Raw genomic sequence first — 21,759 nt, 5'->3', positions numbered from 1 at the left:
CGGTCACGCGCCGAGGTCGGCAAGGCTGCCGCCCTGCTCGAAATGATCGAGGAAGATGCCGCCGAGCACGCGCGTGGTGGTCATCGCCGTCAGCGAGAACACCGCGATCCCGTACAGGTTGGCGCCGGGCACCACACGACTCAGCGCCGCCGTGGTCAGGCCGCCCGCCACCACAGGCGCCGCAGCCGCCATCAGGCTGGCAACGATCGGGCGCGCCTGATCGTATTGGAACGGCACGCTGTACTCCTCGGCGAGCTTCTTCAGCATATGCAGCACGATCAGCCCGACCCCGACGGGGCCGGCGAAGGGAATCGGGATCAGCCCACCCGCGGCGGCATAGGCGGCATAGCGCTCGACGATCAGCTGGCCGCGCTGCCGGTGCGACGGCACGACCGCCGACGACACGCCGGGCACCAGCGCCGGCGCGATCACCTCGTCGACCGCGTCCGAACCGGCATCCGCAGGCGCCGCCTTGGCCTTCACGCTCTTGCCCTCGGCGACCTGCGCGTCGTCGCCATCAGCAGCGCCGGTGCCGCGCATCTCCCCCATGGTCCGGCCGACCGCCTTCGGCAGCTTGCGGCTCATGCCGCGGCCTCGTGGAGGAACAGACGATCGATCTCGTCGGCGATCGCCGCGATGTCCTGCGCCGCGCGCCCCCCCTCGTCGATCAGATCCGGCGTGGCGCCATACAGCGCGGCTTCCGGATAGGCGACGCGGTTCTGCATCTCGCTGTCGAGCAGCGGAAAACCGGCCTTCATGATCTCCACGCGAATGTGCTTGGCGATCACCGACTCCCGCGTCGTCTGCGTCAGCAGGCAGCGGAACAGCGGCCGCCAGCCCTTGATGCCGTTGACCAGGATCGCAAGCGTGTCGAGCATGGCATCGACATCCAGCGGCGACGGCTTCACCGGAACGATCACGAGATCGGCCGCGGCCAAGGCGCCGAGCGTCGAGGGCGTGCGGAACCCCGGCGTGTCGATGATCACCAGCGCCGATTTTGCGAGCTCCTTGGCGGTGCGCCAAACGCCTTCGGTGGCATCCTCGACGACGCGCAGGCCGGCGAGCGCACGCTCCCGCTCGGCGAGCCGCACCACCGATCGCTGCGGATCGGCATCGACCAGCACCACCCTGCGCCCGGCGAGGTGCCAATGCACCGCCAGGCAGGTCGCGACCGTACTCTTGCCGCTCCCACCCTTCAGCGTGGCCAGCGTGATGATCCGATTAGTCATGTCAGCTCACCCCGGGAGCCCATGCGCGTATCAGGATAGGAGCATAATGCGATGCAAGTCGATTCTGCCATAACTCCTCGGCTTGTCCAACGCGCCCCCTGCCGCTGTCCCCGCCCCATGCATCGCCTGGCCGAAATGCGCACCAGCGGGCAGCTTTCGCTTGACGGCGGCGGGCTGCGACGGGACTTATCCAGTCCCTCTGTCCGTCGAAGAAGTGCGTTGCCATGGCCGCCGATCCGCTCTCGATCCTCAAGACCGTGTTCGGCTATGACAGTTTCCGCGGACGGCAGCGCGACATCGTCGAGCACGTGATCGCCGGCCATAACGCCTTCGTGCTGATGCCGACCGGCGGCGGCAAGTCGTTGTGCTACCAGATTCCGGCGCTGGCGCGTCCCGGCCTCGGGCTGATCATCTCGCCGCTGATCGCGCTGATGGAGGACCAGGTCGCGGCGCTCCGGCAGGCCGGCGTGAAGGCCGCGGCGCTCAACTCGCGGCTCTGGGGCGCGGAGAAGGATCTGCTGTGGCAGGACATCGAGCGCGGCGAGCTCGACCTGCTCTACATGGCGCCGGAGACGCTGCTCAAGCCCGAGAACCTCGAGCGCCTCAAAACCGCGCAATTGTCGCTGATCGCGATCGACGAGGCGCATTGCGTTTCGCAATGGGGCCATGACTTCCGGCCCGAATACCGCGCCCTCGACTGCCTCGCCGGGCTGTTCCCCACCATACCGCGCATCGCGCTCACCGCCACGGCCGATGCGCCGACCCGCGCCGAGATCGTCGAGCATCTCGCCATCGGCGACGGCAACAGCTTCATCGCCGGCTTCGACCGGCCGAACATCCGCTATGGCGCGGCCGAGAAGGTCAACAGCATGCAGCAGATGCTGGCCTTCCTCAAATCGCGCGAGGGCGAGAGCGGTATCGTCTATTGTCTGTCGAAGCGCAAGACCGAGGAGGTCGCGGCCTCGCTCAGCGATCACGGCTTCCCGGCGCTGCCCTATCATGCCGGCATGGAGATGAAGGCGCGGGAGAAGAATCAGCGCCGCTTCCAGCTCGAGCAGGGCCTGATCATGGTTGCCACCATCGCCTTCGGCATGGGCATCGACAAGCCCGACGTGCGCTTCGTTGTTCATGCCGACCTGCCCTCCAGCATCGAGGCCTACTATCAGGAGACCGGCCGCGCCGGGCGCGACGGCCTGCCCTCCGAGACTCTGATGCTGTACGGGGCGGAGGACATCGCGCTGCGCCGCCGCTTCATCGACGAGTCCGACGCGCCCGATGCGCGCAAGCGCACCGAGCGCCGCAAGCTCGATGCGCTGCTCGGCTTCGCCGAGACCTGCCAGTGCCGCCGCCAGGTGCTGCTGCGCTATTTCGGCGACGATTGCGCGCCCTGCGGCAATTGCGATATCTGCCTCGATCCGCCTGAGACCTTCGACGGCACCATCGCCGCGCAGAAGCTCCTGTCCTGCATCCACCGCACCGGAGAGCGCTTCGGCCAGGCGCATGTCGTCGCGGTGCTGCTCGGCGAGAGCGACGAGCGCATCGAACGGCTCGGCCACGACAAGCTCTCGACCTTCGGCATCGGCAAGGAGCACGACCGCAACGCCTGGCGCTCGATCGTCCGCCAGCTCGTCGCGCACGGCCTGATCAGCGTCGACGTCGCCGGCCATGGCGGCCTGTCGATCTCGCCCGAAGGCCGCCAGTTCCTGCGCGACAGGCCGCAGCTCAGCCTGCGCGTGCTGAAGAAGGCGAAGCGCGACCGCAAGGCCCGGGAGCGGCAGACTGCCGCGGCGTTTCCCGACCTCGATCGCGACCTGTTCGACAAGCTGCGCGTGCGGCGGATGGAGCTCGCCAAGGCGCAGAACGTCCCGCCCTACGTCATCTTCCACGACAAGACGCTGGCCGAGATGGCGGCCCGCCATCCACGCTCCGTCGCGGAGCTCGCCAGCATCCCCGGCGCCGGCACGGTCAAGCTCGCGCGCTACGGCGAGGCCTTCGTGGCGGTCATCAACGCGCATGATGCGGGCGATTGAGACCGGCGGCACGTTCGCTGGGCGCGCGCAAGGTTCCTCTCTACCAAGTTCACGGCGGCATTCGAGGTTGCGCAGGGATGGTCATGGTCAGATGCGCCGCTGCATCGACGCGGGTTGGAGATCCTGCTCGCAGCGACAGCTCTTCTGCGCCCTCTCCCGCAGGATCTGCGAAACCATCCGCTCCGTCCCGGTCAGGCCAGTCAGGATCGTCGCACCGACCGCCATGCCTGATCTCAATCCGGCGGGCATCGCCGCCCTCGGCAGGCGGATCTTCAGCGCGATCCGGTCTTCGTTGTCCGGCGAGCCGGACGCTGCGCCGATCAGTTCGGCATCCGCAACATGTCCATACAGCCGGAGGGAAGGCAGGCCCGGCACGTCGATCGTGACCGCCTGTCCGATCGCGACATAGGTGATCTCGGAGACCGCGAGGGCAGCGATGATATCGGGCTCGCCCGGCGTGACCACGGCCATCAACGACCGATCTGCCGTCACGACGTCCCCGACATGGAGACCGCCTGCGGCCACGACGCCGGCGACGGGAGCGATGACGTCGTTCAGCGCGACCGTCGCGGCGCGCTCGTCCCGGTGCTCGATCCGTGCCAGAACCTGTCCCGCAACGATCTCCTGATTGTCGGTCACGAGCAGGTCCCTGACCCGGCCGGACACCGCCGACCTGACCGGGACTTCGTTCATCCTGACATAGGCGTCATCGGTGTGGACGAGATACTGGCCGACGGTCACATATTCGACCATCCATGGCAGCGCGACGAGCATTCCGATCATCAGGCCGAGCCCGGCGAGCGGCCACAGCGCACGTCCAGCGGCCCCCCTGGGTGTGGCGCGCGGGTCCGCCGGCGAACGCTCCTTATGCACAATGCCCGGCCGGGATCCGCCCGGCGCTTGTTGTCCGTCCACCGTTCGCTCCTCACGACCACGGCATCGGGCGCGTTTGCTGCCTCGGCGCCGTCCTCGTGACGTGAGGGTCGCGCCCACCGGATGCTCGTGACGCCGATGTGGCGGCTCGCAGGCCGGTTGATAATGGCGCCTGGACCGAATTGGGTCTTCAATTTCTCGAAACAATGCCCGCATCGACGGCACCGCGACGCCACCTCACAGCTCGAGACGAGACGGCTCTGACGGCCGCCGCGGAAGCGACCGGCGCAATCCACGATTTCCGACAGGCGTGTCGCCTTCCCTAATCGTCCGAGTGAGGCAGCATGCGAAGCAGCGTCCGGTCCCGGAAGATCCAGTGATGGATCAGCGCAGCGGCCGCATGCATTGCGGCCACGATGACAAGGGTGTGGGCGAGAATTTCATGCACTTCCTTGACGTTGTGAGCAAACGCGCGATCCTTGGGCCAGGGCGACGCGATCTCGGCGATGCCAAACAGCGGCAAGGACTCACCGCGCGCAAACTGCAACACGATGCCAATGACGGGCACGGCAAAGAGCAGCGCATAGAGAACATAGTGCGCGAAACGCGCGGCCGGATCCTGCCACTTTCCCATCCATGTGGCGAATTCGGTCGCTTCCGGCGGCGGAGATGGATCGGCCAGCCGCCAAGCCAGGCGCACCACCAGAAGCATGAGGATCGCGATCCCGGCCGTCACATGGACGAGCAGGCCGGACTCGCGCGGCGCGCCCTTGGGCAGCACGTCACCGAACACCCCAAGCGCCCAGGCGACGGCCACGAGAACGACCGTCAGCCAATGCAGCGTCTGCGGAATCGCGCCGTAGTCCCTCGTCGAGTTGAAGAGCTGCATCTCAGACCTCTGTTAGCAACAGATGCTCCTGGCGCGACCGTCCCTCGTTGATGTGGATCAAGCCCTTGCAGGTCTGGGTGCTCAGACCGGCGGGACGAGTGCCAGCTCTGCATCGGCCATGACATAGCGGACGTAGCGGTAGTCGCGGATGAAGCTGATCTTGCCGTCGCGCCAGCTCAGCCACATGAAGTAGCTGGGCTGCGGATCGCCCGGGCGTTCGAACACGGCGATCACTTCCCGGCCCTCCAGCCGGGCCGGCGCCAGCCAGACGCCGTCCATCCCGGCATAGATGCTGAAGAACATCCCGACATCGGCCGAGCCGACACGGACGGGATGAGTGGACTGGTGCAGTTTGACGTCGTGCGCCAGCAGCGCACGCAGGCCGTCCCAATCACGCCGGTTGAACAGGCTGACATAGCGTGTCACCGCATCGGAGGCGGGTCTCGCCGCCGGCCGTGCCTCGGCCACAGCGTTGATCTCGGAGAGCCGCGCCCGGGCGCGGGCGAGATGCGCCTTCACCGAGTCCACCGTCAGGCCGAGCAGCGCCGCGATGTCGGCGAGCGGCTCGTCGAGCACGTCCTTCAGAACGAGGACGCTGCGCTGAGTGATCGGAAGCTCCGCGAAGCGCGACACCGCGGTCCGCACCGCCTCCTCGCGCATCATCATCTCCATGGCATCGGGCACGGTGTCGTCGGCGACGCCGTCGGCCGCCTCCATCGGTTCGGCAGCCCGGATCACACGGCTGCGCAGCAAGTCGAGCGCCCGGTTGTGCGCGACCCGGAACAGCCAGGCGCGCAGCATCGCGACGTCGCGCATCTCGTTCACCGCGACGAGCGCTTTTGTCAGTGTGTCCTGCACGACGTCCTCGCCGTCGATCACCGAGCCCATCAGGCGCGCGCAATAGCGATGCAGCTCCGGCCGCAGCTGCTCCGCCAGGGCCACGAGCTCGGCGCTGCGCACGCCGGGCGAAGCATGTCCGCCGTCACTCAAGCTGCCGCTCCTTCCATCACCGTCACGCCGTCGTCGCCGTTCAGACCGAACACGACACCATCGGCGAAGCGCTGGTCCTCCAGCACGGAGACGACGCGGTCGCCGAACGCGCGCGGCGGCATCGGCGCGCCGAAACGGGCAACGAACGCTTCCGGCGTGATGCCCATCGCGCCCGCATAGGCGCCCGCGGCCGTATCCCCCACTCCCGTGCCGAGGATCATCATGCGCGGCACGATCGCCTGGAAGCGGATGCCGAGCCTGTCGTCCTGCGACACGCCGTTGGCGTATTTCGCCATGAACCAGAGCATGCGCTTGGCGCCGCCATAGCCGCCTGACATCTGTGAACCGCCCACCGCCGCGCCGCTCGATCCGACCAGGACGCGGCTTCCTGATTTCAGGGGGAGCTTGAGCGCCGCCTGGATCCAGTACAAGCCCGCCTTGACGTCCGTGTCCCAGGCGATCGAAAAATCCTCCCACCTCAGCCGATCCAGCCGGTCCATGTGCGGCGTCGTTCCGGCGTTCAAGACCAGGATGTCGGGGCGGATATCGCCGACGATGCGATGCGCGGCGGCCTCGTCGGTGACGTCGGCCGCAATCGTGGCCACGCCGAGGCGGGCGGCGACGGCATTCAACGCGCCGGTTCCGCGCGCGACGACGGTCACCTTGGCGCCGCGATCGACGAGGGCCTCCACGACTCCCAGGCCAAGGCCGCGGCTTCCGCCGGTGACGACGATCGTCTTGTCTTTCAGGCTCATGATGATGCTCCAATGTCGAGATGACATGAAGACGATCGAGGCATCGGAAAAGAGTCAGGCGGCGAAACCAATGCGAGCCCTCTTGCGCAACCGGCCGCCGGGCTGGATGCTCCGGGCACATCGTTCATCATGGGAATCGCTTCATGTCCGTCGACACCGCCGCCGCCACCGATCGTCTGATGCGTTTTCTCGCCGTGCAGGGCGTGACCGGACAGGAAAAGGCGATCGGGCGCGAGATCATGGCGGCGCTGAAGCAGGCGGGGGTCCCGGCCAAGGCGATGCGGCTCGATGATGCCAACACCCGGATTCCGCTGCCGACCGAGACCGGCAACCTGATCGTCGAGCTGCCCGGCCGCGGCACGATGCACAACCAGCCGCGCGTCATGTTCATGACCCACATGGACACCGTGCCGCTGTGCGCCGGCGCGCAGCCGAAGATCTCCGGCCGCAAGATCGTCAATCAGGCCAGGACCGCGCTCGGCGGCGACAATCGCTGCGGCTGCGGCATTCTCGTCACCCTCGCGGCCGAGCTGATCCGCGAGAGGCTCGATCATCCGCCGATCACCCTGCTGTTCTGCGTGCGCGAGGAGAGCGGGCTCTATGGCGCGCGGCACGTCAACACCGACGACCTCGGCGGGCCCGAGATGGCGTTCAACTTCGACGGCAGCTCCGCCTCCGCCGTCACGATCGGGGCTGTCGGTGCCGACCGCTGGGAGGTCGAGATCTTCGGACGCGCCTCGCATGCCGGCGTCGCGCCTGAGCGCGGCATCAGCGCCACCATGATCCTGGCGCTCGCGCTCGCCGACGTCAAAGCCGGCGGCTGGTTCGGCAAGGTGGTGAAGGGCAAGGGCAAGGCCGCGAGGCTTGGCACCAGCAATGTCGGCCCGGTCACCGGCGGCGAAGGCCGCCCCGCGGGCGACGCCACCAACGTCGTGACCGACTACGTCCACGTCCGCGGCGAATGCCGCAGCCACGATGCCAAGTTCATCCGCGAGATCACCAAGGCCTACAAGACGGCTTTCGAGAAGGCGGCCAAGCAGGTCACCAACAGCGAGGGCAAGTCCGGCCGCGTCAAGTTCAAGGCCGAGACCGACTATCATCCGTTCCGGATGAAGGAGACCCTGCCCGTCGTCAAGCGCGCCACCGCCGCCGTCGCCGACATCGGCGCCACGCCGACCTTGCGCGCCGGCAATGGCGGCCTCGACGCCAACTGGATGGTCCGCCACGGCATCCCCACCGTGACCTTCGGCACCGGACAGAACGAGCCGCACACGACAGACGAATGGATCAACCTCGACGAATACGACCGCGCCTGCGCGCTGGCGCTGCGGCTCGCGACGATGGGCTGACACGACGCCGATGCAGGAAGCCTGCGCAACGCCGGCGCGGGACATCGTCACCACCACTTCCCTCCTTCGGGCGATCGATCTGCAGACAAGGCCGAGCGATCTCGCGGCGGCGTACGCCCGAGTTTTGCATGGAGCTGACCTCTCCTACGAAGAAGAGGCGCAGGGAAGACCGGGTATCGGCTGATACCCGCGGTCCGCGTGCAACAAGAAGCACGCGGCAGAACCACAGGTTCAGCCCAATATCCGGCCTTCCCTGCGCGACGGTTTGACAGCTTATACGAGCTCTCCCCGGGGAACGGCTGTCTTGCCCCCGTCGCCTGCGGATCATCACCGCCGGCTTGGCATCAGCACCGCGATGCCAGGACCACACGATTTCGCCGTCGCGTCGCTCCGTTCGTCGGCTCGGCTGTGACACCAGGCTGCGGAGCAACACGCCCATCGCATCTTCCGGCTCGACGCTCGTGACGATCGCGAAACGTCCCTCTTCAGCGAGCCGGGATGTCCGGAAATGTGGAGGTGATTTGCCCGACGTGACAAGGGAGAAGTCCGCGACAAACTGGCACGACGGCCAGTTGGCGCATGGAGGGCATGCGAGGATTGCCCGTCGTGCACATCGGCCGGATCCGCGCGCGTGCCGGCGGGCACACTGCGCTTGCGCCCGGCACGACCAGACGATTCCGTTCGGCCCATGTCAGACAGCGGTAAGCTTGATGACGTTCACATCGCATGGCGCAAGGCGCAGAGGCAGCTTTGGAGCGAGGAGAGCCTTTGACTCATGACATCGGCGAAAGCCGCATGACACTCGAGATCGCGGACAACCGGAATCTGCAGGGCTTCAAGAAAGAATTGCGGGAGGCCTTCTCGGCCGCCGTGATGGACGAGGTCGGCTCGGTCCCGGACCAATCGATCCCCTCCGACGACGACATCGAACAGTCAGTCAACGCGGCGGGCGCCGTGACATATCAAATCCTGTTGGACGGCACACCCGTCGGCGGCGCCGTCCTGACCATCGATCCAATCTCGCATCACAATTCGCTCGATCTGTTCTACATCTCGATCCGGCAGCATGGCCGCGGCATCGGGCAAAGGGCCTGGCACGCGATCGAGGCGCGCTATCCGGACACCAAGGTGTGGCAGACGTTCACGCCCTATTTCGAGAAGCGCAACATTCATTTCTATGTCAACAAATGCGGCTTCAAGATCGTCGAGTACTACAACGCCTACAACCCGCTGCCGCACCAGCCGCCGCTGCAAGGCATGCCTGACGACGGCGACTTCTTCCGCTTCGAAAAGCTCATGCAGGACGGTCGGTGAGCGGATGGAGCACGTTGGCGCTGAGCGATCGATCAGTTGTCTTGCGCACGGTATTTCGGCCGTCAACGCATCCTTTGCGTGGGGGCCGCCGGTGTTGCGGCGACCCGTCGCTTCATCCTCACGGCGCAGGCAAGCGGGCCGGTGCCCCGGCAAGCCCATCGCACGTGTCGCGCAAGCTCATCTAAACGCGCATCTGTTCATGGACGAGCGCTCGTGGTCGGGTCGTCAGCTCTTTCGCTCGAGCGTCGAGACGACTTCGTAGAGGCCAGGGTCGGCCTGGCCGAAAGCGTTGTTGCCCTGGATCAGGCCGCGCGCCATGAGGCGCTCGATGACGCGCGCTGCGGCGTCTTGATCCACGCTTTGCGCGTAGTTCACCACGCGCGTCCCATCCAGGCTGCGATGCAGGCTCGCGGATATCCACCCGTCCACCTCTCGAGCCGCTTCGGCGGCCCTTGCGAGACGGTCGATCAGTGGCTCCTGCTGACGCCGGAGACGTAACGTCGAGGTTCCAGGAAGTCAATCCGCCGACAGACCCACCTCCACGGCGATTCGACGACGCGCACAAGTTCGGTCGGCGACCCGGAACTCCGAGGGGCAGCAGTGGTTCTACTGCGGTGGGCCCTGACATTCTTTTTGGGACCGCCGTTGGCGCCTGAAGCGAAGTCAGGTCCAGCGCAGCAACTGATCACCCGTCTGCCGGCATGCCCTGCTTCTGACAGTCGTCATCAGTTCTTGGCAGAGCCGGTCACCTCGAGACATCCGCCGATCACGGCGCACTTCACTGGAGGCCTGACATGTCGACCAAGAAATCTCTGCTCGGCCGCACGGCCGTGTTTGCTTCATTGACCGCGCTCGCCATCGGTGCCTTGACCCCGACCACCGCCGACGCGCGAAATGGTCGCTGGCACGGCGGCGGTGGCGCTGCCGTCGGCGCGGCGCTGGCGGCCGGCGCCATCGGCACCGGGCTTGCGATCGCCGCGAGCCGCAACGCCTATGATTACTACGATGGCCCGGTCTATGGCGGCCCGGCCTACTACCAGGCTCCCGCCTACTATGGCGTGAACCCCAACGCCTATGGCTACTACCGCAAGGGCGAATACCCGTATCAGGTCTATGGCGGCGACAGCCCGAACGCGGTCTGCGCGCAGGGCACGACCTGGAATTGCCGCTGAGGCCGCTTCTGATTGAAACCTCGGCGCGGCACCGGGCAAGGTCTCGCGGCGCTCGCCCGGTGCCGGACGCCCTTCTCTGCTGTTGTGAGCAGCCCCGTAGCCCGCTAAGAGCGCAGCGACATGCGGGACGATCTCTCGCCGGTCGCTTCCCCGAAGCCCATTGGGCCTCGGCGGGGGCTACGCGTCGACCGCGAGGCGGACAACCGATCGCGATACCTTTATCGGCATGCGCGCGGCTGCCAAGACTCGGCGCGCCGGCATCCTGATCGCTATGCGCCATCCGGCGGGATGACACCCTTGCTGAAGATGAAGCAGCCGTAGAACCGGCGCTCGCCGGTCGCGATCACGCAGTAGGCGCTCCTGGCCATCTCATAGAATGCGTAGCGCTCGACGCCGACCAGCGGCCACGGCCTGCCTTCGGCGCTGTTGATCACCGCCTGGACCTCCTGCTGCACCGGCGTCACCTCCTCCGGCTTGCCGACGACCTCCATCCGGATGGCGGCATCGTCGATGAAGGTGTCGAGCGGCAACACCGACAGCACCGCCTGGACGGCCCTGGCCGCACTGACATTGTCGATGCGCAGCAACTCGCCGAAGACGGTCTGCCGCGCGATCGCATCCGCCGGAAAGTTGGCGTCGCACATCACGAGACGGTCGCCATGCCCCATCGCTCTGAGCGCGTAGAGCACGTCGGCATTGAGCAGCGGATCGATCCCCTTGAGCATGTGGTCTCCCTGTCAGTTTTCATGGACGGACCATGTCGGCAGTTGCGACCGCAGCCATCGCATTGCGGGCTACGCTCGCCTCTCGCCGACCAGCCGAAGATCGATGCTGCCAATCAGGTCCGCTCGCAGCGTTTCAGCGGCAGCCATCGCCGCCATGGTCTGTCGCAAGGTGCTCACGTTCGATCCGAGCGAAACGATGCCGCCGAGCACCGCGGCAATCGCCCCGAGGACGACGACCGCATTGGACCCGAGCAGGCCCAGTACCGCCCCGAGCAGCAATGCGGCGCCGCCGGATATCACGATCTTCGAGGCCAGGATGATCTTTCGACACCGCTCGGCCATTTCGGCAAGCTGTTCGATCCGCCGCTCGATGAGGGAGATTTGATCGCTCGGGTCGTCCTCATCCATCAGACCAACTGTTCTCCACGGTGTTTGCTTTGGGCGAATTCCGTCCCGCCCACCAACGTACGGCCATTGACTGGACATTCCAAGAGATGGTTTGCAGCCGTGAGGAATCGACCTTGATGAAGCTCGCGATCATCCGACATGGTACGGTGTTGGATCACGCCAACACATGACATTTGGCTTTGCCACGGCGCGACCAAGGCGAGGAGGCTCTCGAGGCTAGGCCGGCACGGGAACCCCGGCCTTCTTCTCCAGCGCGGCCACCCGGTCGCGAAGGCTGCGGATCTCCGCGACCAGGTCGAGGACGTCCGGCGCGGGTTGATGCCCGATCATCCCGACATGGGTCGTGGTCACACGAATGGTCGACGAGTTGATCTCCATGCTGGTGTGGGAGCTCGCAACTGGACCCGGTTGCAGTGCAGGCGTTGCGGGGACTGCGATCGTAACGCCACCGGCCACAATTCCGTCTGGAGCGGCAACAGTTTTCTCGAACCGCGCGGCGCCTTTGACGGTCATGTCTTCGAGTTTCGCAGCACCGTGAATCGAAACGCCCCCCGCGTAATGCTTGCCATCGTTGAGAACAAGCTCGTCTGCCTGGGAGTGCGAGAGCGCCGCGCGCGCCGCCGGGGGCACTTTCGGGCTCTGGAGCTGCACCGTCTCGACGTTGCATACCATCATCGCTCGCCCCAGCCAGGCCGGAGCCAGCAAGAGACGCCCCGCGTGGGCCTCCGCGCCGTCAAACTCGATTCTGAGCATGCCGGGATAGCCCTGCGCGTCGACGGGAATCCTGACGTTGCCGCTCTGCAGCACAGTCGTTGATCCTTCCAGGATGACCGACGTGTCGGTGAGTTTGATGTCGCTCGTCATGTTCGCCGCCTCCCGTTGAAGATGTAGCTTAAAATATCGTCAACTCGGCCGCCGCGGGTTGATTCACGTCAACGCTCCATCGGCTGGCGCCTGCGACCGTTAGCTATCAAGTAGGATGTTCTGGCGCGCGACAGGCCGCGCTCAGAACATGCGAACTGGCGGGGTCTTGAAATGCCCAATGATCTGCACACCGTCCTGAGCGGCATTCACGGATTGAAGGTCGACGCAGTCGAGAGGTCGGTTCCGGCCTGCGCGGACCATGCCTTTGCCTGGGCAGGCAAGCTGCTCGCCGTCCCTCATCCGCGAGCCCGCGCCGATTTCAGCTCGGCTCATCAACGGGCCTGGCTCGAGGCCATGAGCAATCTAAGCGCATGGAAGACGCGGCAGATCGATGTGAACCTGCCGGCATCGGAGAAGCTGCTGATTGTCGGATGGTACTTCCCGGAGCTCGCGAGCCTGCTCGGCACTGCGAAAGAAAAGCATGTGGTCGTTCTAGTATCGAATGATGCTCCCTGGCTCTCCGAGCTGAAGGACGCGGGCACCACACTGAACTTCCGGGCCGAAGGCGGTGCGTCGGCGCTCGCCGCGTACATGCGCGAAGGCCGCAACGTGTTCGCGATGATGGACAACATTCATCCGGGCACCGAGTTCATCCGCAGCCCATTCTTCGGGCGCCCCGCCAAGACCCCGGCCGCCATTCTGAGGCTTGCGATCCGCAACGGCTACACGCTGGCGCTGATAGCGCCCAGGGACAACCGTGTGGAGGTGGTGGCGACACTGCCCACCGCCGGCAAGCAGCCGGAGGATCTCGCTGCCTGGGTGAACCAGAAGATCGAACAGGAGGTCAGACGGGCGCCGGAACGCTGGCTGTCCTGGCCGACGCTCGCCTACCGCTTCCAGGCAAGCTGATTCACCAGTCAGGAGGACGCGCGCATGCCCACCACGTCGTTCAATCAGCTCGCGCAGCAGGCCGACGCACTTCACCCGCCGCAGTCGCTGCACAGCCTCTTGTCCAGGCTGCGCTACCCCGGAGCGGCACCGGGAACGACCCTGCCGACGGCTTCGTTCGCCGACGCAGCTTGGCGCCTGTCGGGCCCCTCCACGACACGAATTTCATTCTTGCACTACAACATCTGGTGCCTGCGCGCGAAGATCGGACTGAAGGAGATCGTCGCCGCTGCCGGGGGAGTGGGCCACTTCGCGGCTTGTCTCGGGGTCTCGTCGGCCGAGTTCATCGGCAAGGCACTGGAGATGGTCGGGGCCGACATCGGAGATGTCTGCGACCGCATCTTCCCACCGATCGTGGAAGTCTGCGGCGTTTCCGTCAACCCGCTGAACGATGCCTGCAAGCTGGTGGGCGACTGCCTCTCGCTCGGCGGATACATCATCGAACATCTCAGTTCCGACCTCGACTGGCTGATAAGCCTCTTCTCGATCCCGGAGGAGGTCGTATTCGAGCTGCTGATGCAGATGGTCGCGCCGGTACTTGGCGTGTTCGAAGTGAGCGCCATGGAGAAGCCGGTTATCCCCGAGCGCGCCGACGAAATCGGCCGGAGGGTGTTCGCCTACGACCTCGTATCGCTGGTCGAGGCTTGGGACCAGGATACGAGGGATAAGATCCTGGCACATGGCACCGCGCAGCATGTCGAGGGACCGACCGGCTCCCTCGCCTACAAGCAGCTGCAGAGTGGGATTCTCGTACTCAGCCCGACGCGGACGATCGAGAATGGCGGCGGGCATGTCTATGCCGCGGACGGCGTGTCGCGAGTCATGCCCGGCGGATGCGAGATGAGCTACATGTTCGATTCCGACAAATGGGCGAACAAGGGGGTGCAGCTCACGCGTATCCCGGTTGGCTTTGGTGCGATCGAGCTATATTCGACGCACGTTTATGCCGGCGACGGCGGCCTTCTGTCGCCCGGCCCGACCGACGCGGAGAAGATCGACGTCAGGCGCAGGCAGATTGACGAGTTGATTGCCTTCATCAAGGCGACGCACCTTCCATCCAACGTGGCCATTGTCGCCGGAGATTTCAACATCGGCGCGGACACCGACGAATACCACAATCTGGTCGCGGCGATGGAGCAGGCCGACTTTTATGACCTGTGGACCGTCCCGTTCGATACGATGAAAAGCGATGGTTTGACCGACCGTCACGGCGAGGGCGACGAGCCGATCTACAACGACTTCAATACCAACTGTAAGGTCTATCGCGCCAGCGAGGCATATCGGCAAGCCTACGATCCGGCCCTTGCCACGCCAACGATGTCGGACGATGTCGATTACTACTGCGACGACATGCAGCCGGACGACGCGAATCCCACCGGATCCAGGATCGACTACCTGTTCATGGAACGTGCGACTGCATTTCACGGCTTCAATCTCGACGTCTCGCGTGTGCGCCGGCGCGCTTTCAAGTCACGCATTCGCTGGGTCGTCACCCCCGGCCCGCAGGACTATCTCTCGGACCACATCGGATTGGAGACGACTTTGTTCGCCAGCCCAAGGCACTAACCCAAGGCACTAACCCAAGGCACTAGCGCACTGGGTGTTCAAGAAGCGCGGCAAGAGGCTCCAATTCACTGAATGGGTCGCTCATCGTCGATGCGCAGCGCTCGACGGCGGGAAGCCAAGTTGAGGCGTCTTCGCACTCGACCTGGTAAACGGCAGGCCACGCTACAGCGGTCGCGCCCCCATCCGACGTCCGCGCCGAACTACCAACCGTGGGCCGCACCGTCGCTCCGTGGATCTGAACCTCCGGCCAGAATGCCACTCTGCGGGTCGCGCGTAATGCCGTGGGCGTGGCCGGCCATCTCGTTCCATGCGCCCCAGCGGTTGATGATGTGCCCGCGCCGCGCCAGCTCGCTGACCGTCTCCTCCGGGAAGCGGCCTTCCATGTGAAGCGTATCCCGGGCCTCGCCGAGTCCGAAGCGGCCGGAGAGGAAGCGCGGCAGCTCGATGGCCTCCTGGATGTCGAGGCCGTGATCGATCATCGCCGAATACAGCTGGAGCTGGATCTGCGGCTGCCCGTCCGCGCCCATGCAGCCGAGCACGCTCCACAGCCGGCCATCGCGCTTGGCGATCGAGGCGATCAACGTGTGCAAGGGGATCTTGCCCGGCTCGAGCCGATTGGGATGGTCGGGCTCGAGCGAGAAATACGCGCTGCGATTCTGCAGCACGATTCCGGTGCGGCCGGCGACCGGGCAGGATCCGAACGCACCGTACAGGCTCTGGATCAGCGAGACCGCGTTGCCGTCGCCGTCGACCACCGCGACATAGACGGTGTCGCCGGCCAGGCTGCCATAGGAGGGAATCTGATCCCAGCGCAGCGCGCGACGAGGATCGATCAGTCCGGCGCGGCTGTCCGCATAGGCTCTGGAAATGAGCTCCTGATCCGGCACATCGACGAAGGCGGGGTCGGCGAGCACGCGGTCGCGGTCGTGATAGGCGATCTGCTTGGCCTGGACCATCAGATGCACGCGGTCGGGACCGAGCAGATCCTTCTCGTGCAGTCCGTGAGGCTCGAGCAGATTGAGCATCTCGAGCACCGAGAAGCCCTGGGTCGGCGGCGGCGTGTTGTAGATCTCGACGCCGCGGTAGCGGCCGACGAGCGGCGTGCCCCAGCCCGCCCGCTGCCGTGCCAGATCGCTGTCGCCAAAAAAGCCTCCCGCCTCGCGCGAGACGCGCGTCAGCTCGTCGGCCACCGGCCCGCCATAGAAGCCGGCCCAGCCCGCGTCCGCGACAGCGCGCAGCGTCCGGGCGAGATCCGGATTTGCGAGCCTCGCGCCCGCCGCGGGGATTGCGCCTCCGGGCATGAACAGCGCGGCCGCCTCCGGCTGGCGACAAAGCTCGTCACGCATCAGCTCGATGAAGCTCGCCAGCCGGGCTGTGACGGGAAAGCCATCCTGCGCGTAGGCGATGGCGTTCTCGAGCACCTTGGCGAGCGGCAGGCAGCCGAAGGCGCGATGCGCCTCGGTCCAGCTGGCAACCGCGCCCGGCACCGTCAGCGTGGCCGGGATGATGCCGCGCAGCGGGATCTCGCTGATCCCTCTCTCGCGCAACGCCGGCAGCGAGGCCGATCCGGCTGCCTTGCCGCCGCCGTTCAGGAATTTGACCGCTCCGCTGCGGCCGTCATGGATCAGCCAGAAGGCGTCACCGCCGAGGCCCGTCATGTGCGGATAGACCACCGACAGCACGGCGCTGGTCGCGATCGCGGCATCGACCGCGGAGCCGCCGGCGCGCAGGATGTCGCCCCCCGCGCTCGAAGCGAGCGCATGCGGCGAAGTCACCATTCCGCGGGGCGCAAGCGTAACCGGCCGACCGGTGCTGATGTCCATGACAGATCCTTTGACAGCCAATCAGAGGCCGGGTGGCCGGGCGAAGCCGCCCAGGGCCTGCTCGACCAATTGGGCAAACTTCAGCGTGGTGCGATCGCCGAGATACGGTCCCACGACCTGCACCCCGGCGGGGACGCTGCCGACCTTGCGGCCGGTCGGAATGGCCGTGGCCGGCAGGTTGGCGACGGTGACCAATCCGGGCCAGGCCAGATTGTCCATGTACGGAATTGTGCCGCCATCCACGGCCAGGCGACGGGTGAATTGCGCGGCGAGATCGAGCCGCTCGACATCGTGCGGGAACGCCACCGTGGGCGTCACCGGACAGATCAGCACGTCGTAGTCGGCGAAGAAGCGACGCCAGGCGCGATAGAGCTGATGGCGCTGCTCCGCCGCGGCGAGATGCTGCGGCAAGGATTGGCTGACCGCGTCGGCGACGCGGCGCGCGTAGCTGCCCTGCTCCGCCTGCTCCCCCGCGGCGAGCAGCGCGTCGCGGGCGGGCGGCGGCAGCCCGGCCCCGATGATGCCGAACAAGGTCTGCAGGTAGAGTTGGTAGCTCGCAGCAGGATCGATCGGCGGACGCGCCTCCCTGTCGACCGTCACGCCGAGGCGAACGAGATCATCGACGAAGGCGTCGATCGCCGCCGCGTAGCCATTGTCGAGCGGATAGGACTTTGCATCGCTCCACACCGCCACGCGGAAGGCGCGGAGATCCTGATGCCGTGCGCGCGGCAGCCGCAGCTCGGCCCCTGCAGCCTCGATCTCGGACATGCCCTGGACGACGTCGAACAGCAGCTCGAGATCGAAGGCGCTGCGCGCCAAGGGACCGGCGACACCGAGCTCAGCCGGTGCGATATGGCCGGGCGGTGGCGGAATGTGGCCCTCGGTGCTGACGAGGCCGTAGCTCGGCTTGTGACCATAGACACCGCAGAAATGCGCGGGCACACGGATCGAGCCGCCGATATCGCTGCCGAGCTCCAGCGACGTCAGGCCGGCTGCGAGCGCTGCGGCCGAACCGCCGGAGGAGCCGCCGACGGTGCGCTCGCCGTCCCACGGATTGCGCGTCAGGCCGAACAGCGTGTTGCAGGACTGGTGGTCCGCCGCTCCCGCCGGCAGGTTGGTCTTGCCGAACATCACGGCGCCGGCGGCGCGGATCTTCGCCACGGCGACGGCGTCCGACGGCGGGCGATGGTCGCGCAGGTCTTCGAGCCCGCAGGTCGCGGCCATGCCCGACACGGCGAAGGAATCCTTGATCGTCATCGGCAGGCCATGCAGCGGCCCGATCTGCTCGCCACGCGCCATTATCGCGTCGGCGGCGACGGCCTGACGGCGCGCGCCCTCCTCATCCAGCGCGACCACGGCGTTGCAGGATGGATTGACGCGCTTCACGTGATCGAGATGCAGGTCGAGCAATTCGCGCGCGCTGATGCGCCGCGAGGCGAGCAGCTTGCGCTGCTCCGTGGCGCTGAGAAAGCAGATCTCGTCGGGAGCCGTCGCGGTGGTCGGCATTCCGTTCACAGACATGGCGCATTATCCCATTTGTCCGGCCTTGTCGGCCAGCGGAGCAAGCGCGGGCGCGGCAGGGGCTGTCCGGCCGACGCCGAGAAAATTGAGCCCGAATCGATCGCGCAGCGGCGGCCACAGCCCGCGCGGCGACCACAACATGATGATCACGGCGACCGAACCCAGCGCGACGAGGTACCAGCCGGCGGATAGTCCGAGCTGGTCGGTGATCAGCTCGCGCAAGCCGAAGAAGATCACCGTGCCGATGATCGGCCCTTCCAGCGTGCCGATGCCGCCGATCATCACGACGAACATCATGTAGACCACCCAGTTCACGTCGAACGCCGCGGCGGGCGAGACATAGAGGTTGCCCAGGAAGGAGACCGCGCCGGCAAGCCCGCAGCCGGCGGCGGACAACACGAACACGATGAAGCGATTGCGCTGGACGTCGACGCCGACGCTCATTGCCGCCAGATCGTTGTCGCGCACGCTCATCAGGCCGAGTCCGAAGCCGGAGCGCATCAGAACAAACAGGCCGCCGATTGTCCCGAGCGCCAGCGTCCCGGCCATCCAGAACAGCGCCGGCTCGAACCAGTCGAGATCCATGAGCCGGCTCGATTTCAGCGGCAGGCCCGACGTCCCGCCAAGCCAGCCGGCCTTCATGACGAGGGCGGCAACAATCTCGGAGAACACCCACATCGCGATCGAGAAATACGCCTCGCGCAGCCGGAACAATGGCAGCGCGATGATCGCAGCGACGGTCGCGCACGCCAGCGGCGCGACCGGCAGAACCCAGTAAGGCGACAGCTCGAACGTATCGGAGATCAGGAACAGACCGTAGGCGCCGATGCCGACGAACACCTGATGACCGAACGACACCAGCCCGGCATACCCGGCCAGCAGATTCCACATCTGCGCCATCGCCAGCACCAGCAGGCACTCGGTCGCAAACCGCAAGGTGCCCTCGCCGAGCAGCCATGGGCCGGCGACGAGCAGCGCCGCCGCGATGGTCGAGGAGATCACGATTGCTCTCATCGGATCACGCCCTGCTCGCGACCAGGCCGGCGGGCCGGATCAGCAGCATCACGAAGAACAACAGATGCGCATAGAGCAGGCCCGCATTCGCGTCCCATTTCAGGCCGGCGAGCTGCGCCATGCCGAGCACGATGCCGCCGAGCAGCGCGCCCCAGAACGAACCGATGCCGCCGAGCACCACGACCTCGAAGGCGATCAGCAGGCGTTCGACGCCGGAGAACGGGGTGAAGCTCGAGCGAACCGCCAGCAGCACGCCGCCGATGGCGCCGAGCGCCAGCGACAGGCCCATGACGTAGTTGTAGACCATGTCCGGCCTGACGCCGAACAGGCGGACGATGTCGCGCCGGTCCGCGGTGGCCCGCACGATGCGGCCGAACACCGTGCGCTTGAGCGCCCATTGCAGCAGCAGGAACAACAACACGGCCACGCCGAGCGTCAGCAACGGCATGACGCCGATGGTCAGCCCGAACAGACTGATGCTCGCGCGGGAGAGCTCGCCGAGCTGCAATCCCCTGACGTCGGCGCCGAAGATCTCGACCATCAGGTTGCGCAGCACGATCGAAACCCCGAAGGTCAGCAAGAGCGGCGCCAGCGGGTCCGGCGCGCGGGCCACCCGGTTCATGACAGCAGCCTGATAGAGATAGCCGACGCCGAACGCCGCGACCACAACCGGGATCAGCACGAACAGCGGATGCACCTGCGGAAACAGGCCGACGAGCATCACGGCGAGATAGGCCGCCAGCACCATGAACTCGCCATGGGCAATGTTGACCAGCCGCATCACGCCAAAAACGAGCGCAAGCCCGATGCCGAGCAGGCCGTATAGCCCGCCCAGCAGCGCCCCGTTCACCAGCGTCTCCAACCAGGCCATGTCCCCTCGCTTACATTCCGAAATAGGCTTGCGTCAGCTCGGCGAGACCGACCTCGCCTGCGCTCGCCGACAGCGACACGCGTCCCTTGAGCAGGCAGTAGATGCGGTCGCTCGCACTCGCGGCGCGCTTGACGTCCTGCTCGACGAGCACCAGCGCCGTCCCCTCGCTGCGAATGTCGGCGAACGCGCCGTAGATCTGCTCCACCATGACCGGCGCCAGGCCGAGAGAAATCTCGTCGCACAGCAGCAGGCGCGGATTGCACATCAGCGCGCGGCCGATCGCGACCATCTGCTGCTGCCCGCCGGAGAGCTGCCGCGGCATGTGGTTGCGCCGCTCCTGCAACGCCGGAAACAGGTCGTACACGCGCCGCAGGGTCCACGACCCCGGCCGCCTGCTCACCTGCCCCATCAGGAGGTTTTCCTCGATGGTCAGCGTATCGAACAGCATGCGCCCCTCGGGCACCATGCCGAGGCCGAGCCGCGCGATGCGCTCGGCCGGCATGTTCACGATGTCGCCGCCGGCGAACCGGACGCTGCCGCGCTTGCTGTCGATCAGTCCGACCAGCGCACGCAGAAAGGTGGTCTTGCCAGCGCCATTGGCGCCGACCAGCGCCACGGCTTCGCGCTCGGCGACCGTAAAGTCGAGACCAAACACCGCCTGCAGATCGGCGTGAAAGACGTCGAGGCCCGCCACCTCAAGCAATGTCATCAGCCGTGAGCCCCATGTAGATTTCCTTGACCGTCCGGCTCTCCATCACCTCCGCAGGCGGTCCATCCAGCACCTTGCGACCGAAATTCAGCACGAGGATGCGATCGGCGACGGCGCGCAGGGCGTGCGGAATGTGCTCGATCCAGATCATGGCGTGATCGGCCTTCACGCCCGCGATGATGTCGATCAGCCGCTCGACCTCCGGCTCGGTCAGTCCGGCAGCGATCTCGTCGAGCAGGATCAGGCGCGGCCTGGAGGCGAGCGCCTTGGCGAATTCGAGCCGCTTGCGGTCGATCAGCGGCAAGGCGCCGGCGACGCGATCCGCTTTGCCGGCGAGCGAGGTACGGCCAAGCACCTCCATGGCCCAGTCGGTGGCCGCGGCGCCGTGCAGGCGGCCGCCATAGGTTGCGGCGACCAGCACGTTTTCATAGACGGACAGATGGGGGAATGGCTGCGGAATCTGGAAGGCGCGGCCGATGCCGAGCCGGGCCCGGCGATGCGGCGGCTCGGCGGTGATATCGCGGCCATCGAGCATGATCGTGCCGGCATCCGGCTTGATCAGTCCGACGATCAGGTTCAGGATCGAGCTCTTGCCGGCGCCGTTCGGACCGATCACGCCGAGGCACTCGCCGCGCGCGAGCTCGAAGTCGAGGTCATCCGCAACCCGGATGACCCCGAAATTCTTGCAGAGATTCTTTACGCGCAGCAC

The 21,759-nt window shown here is 66.3% G+C and carries 22 protein-coding genes; 6 read left to right on the top strand and 16 right to left on the bottom strand.

Annotation, left to right across the window (positions count from 1 at the left end; genetic code table 11):
* Window positions 1-3 precede the first annotated feature (3 nt).
* Together ACQR1H_RS28745 and ACQR1H_RS28740 are read right to left on the bottom strand one after the other, a co-directional pair.
* Window positions 4-585: a hypothetical protein gene (locus ACQR1H_RS28745; protein ID WP_434885973.1), complete on the bottom strand. Its 582-nt coding sequence runs from the start codon at window positions 583-585 to the stop codon at window positions 4-6.
* Window positions 582-1,229 carry a ParA family protein gene (locus ACQR1H_RS28740; protein WP_316182726.1) on the bottom strand — a complete coding sequence of 216 codons (648 nt, stop codon included), beginning with the start codon at window positions 1,227-1,229 and terminating at the stop codon, window positions 582-584. Before ACQR1H_RS28740 ends, ACQR1H_RS28745 begins: the two co-directional genes overlap by 4 nt.
* Before the next feature lie 224 nt (window positions 1,230-1,453).
* On the opposite strand from ACQR1H_RS28740, the gene recQ reads away from it, so the two are divergent.
* Window positions 1,454-3,259 carry a DNA helicase RecQ gene (gene recQ / locus ACQR1H_RS28735; protein WP_434908563.1) on the top strand — a complete coding sequence of 602 codons (1,806 nt, stop codon included), beginning with the start codon at window positions 1,454-1,456 and terminating at the stop codon, window positions 3,257-3,259.
* 87 nt (window positions 3,260-3,346) lie between these two features.
* Here recQ and ACQR1H_RS28730 read toward each other — a convergent pair whose 3' ends face one another.
* From ACQR1H_RS28730 to ACQR1H_RS28715, 4 genes are all read right to left on the bottom strand, one after another.
* On the bottom strand, window positions 3,347-4,252 hold the full coding sequence (locus tag ACQR1H_RS28730; RefSeq protein WP_434908562.1) for a biotin/lipoyl-binding protein: 906 nt from the start codon (window positions 4,250-4,252) through the stop codon (window positions 3,347-3,349).
* A 202-nt stretch (window positions 4,253-4,454) separates the two neighbouring features.
* The gene (locus tag ACQR1H_RS28725; protein ID WP_315804979.1) at window positions 4,455-5,021 is read right to left on the bottom strand and encodes a cytochrome b; all 567 of its coding nucleotides are present in this window, start codon (window positions 5,019-5,021) and stop codon (window positions 4,455-4,457) included.
* 81 nt (window positions 5,022-5,102) lie between these two features.
* Window positions 5,103-6,011, bottom strand: a complete 909-nt coding sequence (locus ACQR1H_RS28720; RefSeq protein ID WP_434908561.1) for a sigma-70 family RNA polymerase sigma factor — start codon at window positions 6,009-6,011, stop codon at window positions 5,103-5,105.
* Entirely contained in the window at window positions 6,008-6,766 is a 759-nt protein-coding gene (locus ACQR1H_RS28715) for an SDR family oxidoreductase (RefSeq protein WP_316239063.1), read from the bottom strand. The genes ACQR1H_RS28720 and ACQR1H_RS28715 overlap by 4 nt, the downstream gene beginning before the upstream one ends.
* 143 nt (window positions 6,767-6,909) lie before the next feature.
* Between ACQR1H_RS28715 and ACQR1H_RS28710 the strand changes: the two genes are divergently transcribed.
* Window positions 6,910-8,115 (top strand): M20/M25/M40 family metallo-hydrolase, encoded by a 1,206-nt coding sequence (locus ACQR1H_RS28710; RefSeq protein WP_315804982.1) that lies wholly within the window; start codon window positions 6,910-6,912, stop codon window positions 8,113-8,115.
* 795 nt (window positions 8,116-8,910) lie between these two features.
* Window positions 8,911-9,429: a GNAT family N-acetyltransferase gene (locus ACQR1H_RS28705; protein ID WP_434908560.1), complete on the top strand. Its 519-nt coding sequence runs from the start codon at window positions 8,911-8,913 to the stop codon at window positions 9,427-9,429.
* 225 nt (window positions 9,430-9,654) lie between these two features.
* Here ACQR1H_RS28705 and ACQR1H_RS28700 read toward each other — a convergent pair whose 3' ends face one another.
* Window positions 9,655-9,807, bottom strand: coding sequence for a hypothetical protein (locus ACQR1H_RS28700; RefSeq protein ID WP_316218607.1), 153 nt, complete (start codon window positions 9,805-9,807; stop codon window positions 9,655-9,657).
* Window positions 9,808-10,223: 416 nt separating this feature from the next.
* On the opposite strand from ACQR1H_RS28700, the gene ACQR1H_RS28695 reads away from it, so the two are divergent.
* Window positions 10,224-10,601 carry a hypothetical protein gene (locus ACQR1H_RS28695; RefSeq protein WP_434908559.1) on the top strand — a complete coding sequence of 126 codons (378 nt, stop codon included), beginning with the start codon at window positions 10,224-10,226 and terminating at the stop codon, window positions 10,599-10,601.
* Between the two features lie 269 nt (window positions 10,602-10,870).
* On the opposite strand, the gene ACQR1H_RS28690 is transcribed toward ACQR1H_RS28695, so the two are convergent.
* The 3 genes from ACQR1H_RS28690 to ACQR1H_RS28680 form a co-directional block, all read right to left on the bottom strand.
* A complete protein-coding gene (locus ACQR1H_RS28690) occupies window positions 10,871-11,326 on the bottom strand; it encodes an RbsD/FucU family protein (RefSeq protein ID WP_434908558.1) in 456 nt (151 codons plus the stop codon).
* A 69-nt stretch (window positions 11,327-11,395) separates the two neighbouring features.
* Window positions 11,396-11,734 carry a hypothetical protein gene (locus tag ACQR1H_RS28685; protein WP_316239065.1) on the bottom strand — a complete coding sequence of 113 codons (339 nt, stop codon included), beginning with the start codon at window positions 11,732-11,734 and terminating at the stop codon, window positions 11,396-11,398.
* 216 nt (window positions 11,735-11,950) lie between these two features.
* Window positions 11,951-12,598 carry a hypothetical protein gene (locus ACQR1H_RS28680; protein WP_316239066.1) on the bottom strand — a complete coding sequence of 216 codons (648 nt, stop codon included), beginning with the start codon at window positions 12,596-12,598 and terminating at the stop codon, window positions 11,951-11,953.
* Window positions 12,599-12,769: 171 nt separating this feature from the next.
* On the opposite strand from ACQR1H_RS28680, the gene ACQR1H_RS28675 reads away from it, so the two are divergent.
* Window positions 12,770-13,507: a hypothetical protein gene (locus ACQR1H_RS28675; protein WP_434847863.1), complete on the top strand. Its 738-nt coding sequence runs from the start codon at window positions 12,770-12,772 to the stop codon at window positions 13,505-13,507.
* Between the two features lie 24 nt (window positions 13,508-13,531).
* Window positions 13,532-15,112: an endonuclease/exonuclease/phosphatase family protein gene (locus ACQR1H_RS28670; RefSeq protein WP_434908557.1), complete on the top strand. Its 1,581-nt coding sequence runs from the start codon at window positions 13,532-13,534 to the stop codon at window positions 15,110-15,112.
* Between the two features lie 200 nt (window positions 15,113-15,312).
* Here the strand turns inward: ACQR1H_RS28670 and ggt are convergent, their stop codons facing one another.
* Genes ggt through ACQR1H_RS28640 form a run of 6 tightly spaced genes read right to left on the bottom strand, consistent with a single transcriptional unit; the run spans window position 15,313 to window position 21,759 of the window.
* Entirely contained in the window at window positions 15,313-16,935 is a 1,623-nt protein-coding gene (ggt, locus tag ACQR1H_RS28665; protein WP_434908556.1) for a gamma-glutamyltransferase, read from the bottom strand.
* 21 nt (window positions 16,936-16,956) lie between these two features.
* Window positions 16,957-18,456 (bottom strand): amidase, encoded by a 1,500-nt coding sequence (locus ACQR1H_RS28660; RefSeq protein ID WP_434908555.1) that lies wholly within the window; start codon window positions 18,454-18,456, stop codon window positions 16,957-16,959.
* 6 nt (window positions 18,457-18,462) lie between these two features.
* Entirely contained in the window at window positions 18,463-19,470 is a 1,008-nt protein-coding gene (locus tag ACQR1H_RS28655; RefSeq protein WP_315804992.1) for a branched-chain amino acid ABC transporter permease, read from the bottom strand.
* A 4-nt stretch (window positions 19,471-19,474) separates the two neighbouring features.
* Complete coding sequence (locus ACQR1H_RS28650; RefSeq protein ID WP_316218602.1) at window positions 19,475-20,341, bottom strand: branched-chain amino acid ABC transporter permease; 867 nt, start codon at window positions 20,339-20,341, stop codon at window positions 19,475-19,477.
* 10 nt (window positions 20,342-20,351) lie between these two features.
* Window positions 20,352-21,050 carry an ABC transporter ATP-binding protein gene (locus ACQR1H_RS28645; protein WP_315804994.1) on the bottom strand — a complete coding sequence of 233 codons (699 nt, stop codon included), beginning with the start codon at window positions 21,048-21,050 and terminating at the stop codon, window positions 20,352-20,354.
* Complete coding sequence (locus ACQR1H_RS28640; protein ID WP_434839050.1) at window positions 21,037-21,759, bottom strand: ABC transporter ATP-binding protein; 723 nt, start codon at window positions 21,757-21,759, stop codon at window positions 21,037-21,039. The genes ACQR1H_RS28645 and ACQR1H_RS28640 overlap by 14 nt, the downstream gene beginning before the upstream one ends.

This window comes from Bradyrhizobium sp. HKCCYLRH2015, from assembly GCF_051168215.1.
GTDB lineage: Bacteria > Pseudomonadota > Alphaproteobacteria > Rhizobiales > Xanthobacteraceae > Bradyrhizobium.
This window is presented reverse-complemented; position numbering and strand designations above follow the sequence as displayed.

What these genes read in the sequence shown, in the direction of transcription:
- ACQR1H_RS28645 (WP_315804994.1), bottom strand. Translation starts at nt 21,050, where the DNA reads ATGACATTGCTTGAGGTGGCGGGCCTCGACGTCTTTCACGCCGATCTG.
- ACQR1H_RS28680 (WP_316239066.1), bottom strand. Translation starts at nt 12,598, where the DNA reads ATGACGAGCGACATCAAACTCACCGACACGTCGGTCATCCTGGAAGGA.
- ACQR1H_RS28715 (WP_316239063.1), bottom strand. Translation starts at nt 6,766, where the DNA reads ATGAGCCTGAAAGACAAGACGATCGTCGTCACCGGCGGAAGCCGCGGC.
- recQ (WP_434908563.1), top strand. Translation starts at nt 1,454, where the DNA reads ATGGCCGCCGATCCGCTCTCGATCCTCAAGACCGTGTTCGGCTATGAC.
- ACQR1H_RS28685 (WP_316239065.1), bottom strand. Translation starts at nt 11,734, where the DNA reads ATGGATGAGGACGACCCGAGCGATCAAATCTCCCTCATCGAGCGGCGG.
- ACQR1H_RS28675 (WP_434847863.1), top strand. Translation starts at nt 12,770, where the DNA reads ATGCCCAATGATCTGCACACCGTCCTGAGCGGCATTCACGGATTGAAG.
- ggt (WP_434908556.1), bottom strand. Translation starts at nt 16,935, where the DNA reads ATGGACATCAGCACCGGTCGGCCGGTTACGCTTGCGCCCCGCGGAATG.
- ACQR1H_RS28650 (WP_316218602.1), bottom strand. Translation starts at nt 20,341, where the DNA reads ATGGCCTGGTTGGAGACGCTGGTGAACGGGGCGCTGCTGGGCGGGCTA.
- ACQR1H_RS28710 (WP_315804982.1), top strand. Translation starts at nt 6,910, where the DNA reads ATGTCCGTCGACACCGCCGCCGCCACCGATCGTCTGATGCGTTTTCTC.
- ACQR1H_RS28745 (WP_434885973.1), bottom strand. Translation starts at nt 585, where the DNA reads ATGAGCCGCAAGCTGCCGAAGGCGGTCGGCCGGACCATGGGGGAGATG.
- ACQR1H_RS28670 (WP_434908557.1), top strand. Translation starts at nt 13,532, where the DNA reads ATGCCCACCACGTCGTTCAATCAGCTCGCGCAGCAGGCCGACGCACTT.
- ACQR1H_RS28740 (WP_316182726.1), bottom strand. Translation starts at nt 1,229, where the DNA reads ATGACTAATCGGATCATCACGCTGGCCACGCTGAAGGGTGGGAGCGGC.
- ACQR1H_RS28690 (WP_434908558.1), bottom strand. Translation starts at nt 11,326, where the DNA reads ATGCTCAAGGGGATCGATCCGCTGCTCAATGCCGACGTGCTCTACGCG.
- ACQR1H_RS28655 (WP_315804992.1), bottom strand. Translation starts at nt 19,470, where the DNA reads ATGAGAGCAATCGTGATCTCCTCGACCATCGCGGCGGCGCTGCTCGTC.
- ACQR1H_RS28695 (WP_434908559.1), top strand. Translation starts at nt 10,224, where the DNA reads ATGTCGACCAAGAAATCTCTGCTCGGCCGCACGGCCGTGTTTGCTTCA.
- ACQR1H_RS28660 (WP_434908555.1), bottom strand. Translation starts at nt 18,456, where the DNA reads ATGTCTGTGAACGGAATGCCGACCACCGCGACGGCTCCCGACGAGATC.
- ACQR1H_RS28705 (WP_434908560.1), top strand. Translation starts at nt 8,911, where the DNA reads ATGACACTCGAGATCGCGGACAACCGGAATCTGCAGGGCTTCAAGAAA.
- ACQR1H_RS28725 (WP_315804979.1), bottom strand. Translation starts at nt 5,021, where the DNA reads ATGCAGCTCTTCAACTCGACGAGGGACTACGGCGCGATTCCGCAGACG.